Source organism: Deltaproteobacteria bacterium GWC2_65_14, from assembly GCA_001797615.1.
GTDB lineage: Bacteria > Desulfobacterota > Deferrimicrobia > Deferrimicrobiales > Deferrimicrobiaceae > GWC2-65-14.
Genome location: MGPV01000062.1, coordinates 66,792 through 67,636, shown reverse-complemented (window position 1 = coordinate 67,636; position 845 = coordinate 66,792). Strand labels below are relative to the sequence as shown.

The 845-nt window shown below is 70.1% G+C and carries 2 pseudogenes (1 of these 2 only partly in view); both read left to right on the top strand.

Going from position 1 to position 845, the window contains the following annotated elements:
• A pseudogene (locus tag A2X88_09735) lies at positions 1-639 on the top strand (hypothetical protein).
• 1 nt (position 640) lies between these two features.
• Positions 641-845 (top strand): annotated as a pseudogene (locus A2X88_09730) (glycosyl transferase); it runs 1,217 nt beyond the window's last position.

The window sequence follows — 845 nt, the reverse complement described above, 5'->3', positions numbered from 1 at the left end:
CACCGGGACCCCGCGAGGCTGACCGAGCCGGTCCGCGAGATGCTGCGCGTGCTCCATGCGCAGGGGCGGATCGGACTGGACCCGGACGCGCTCTCCGGCGGACCGGGGGACGCCGACCGGCTGGAGGCCTTCGCCGCCGCGCACCCGGAGATCGACCCGCTGCTGCGGAACACCTTCGCCGTCACCACGCTGTCCGCCGGCTTCAAGCCGAACGTGATCCCCGCGAGCGCCCAGGGGACGGTCGACTGCCGGATCCTGCCGGGCGAGGACCCCGAGGCGGTCGCGGACCGGGTGCGGGAGATCGTCTCCGGCCTCGAGGTCCGCATCGAGCCCTCCTTCGCGGAGCGGCCGAACGGCTCGCCGCGCGGTCCCCTGTTCGACGCCCTCGAAGGCGCCATCCGGTCGGTCCACCCCGACGCCGTGATCCTCCCCTACATGTCGACCGGGTTCACCGATTCCCGCTTCTTCCGGTCGATCGGGGTCCCCACCTACGGGCTGATGCCGATCCTGCTGCCGCGGGAGGAGTTCGGCCGGATCCACGGGGTCGACGAGCGGATCCCGGTGGAAGGGATCGCGGAGATGGTGAGGATCCTCTCGGCGCTGATCGAGGGGTGGAACGGGGAAGGGGAGCCGGCTTGAGCTGCGGTCGCCGCCGGTCGATTCCTCCCGGCAAGGTACGTTATACTCCCCCATGATGCGAAAGGACGAACTGGTCGCCTTCCTGGACGCCCAGGCCCCCAAGGCCGACTATTGGAAGAGGAAGAACGCGTACTACCACCGGTTGGTGGAGCGCTTCCTCCGGTTCCACGTTCCTCCGGGGAGGTCCGTCCTGGAAATCGGATGCG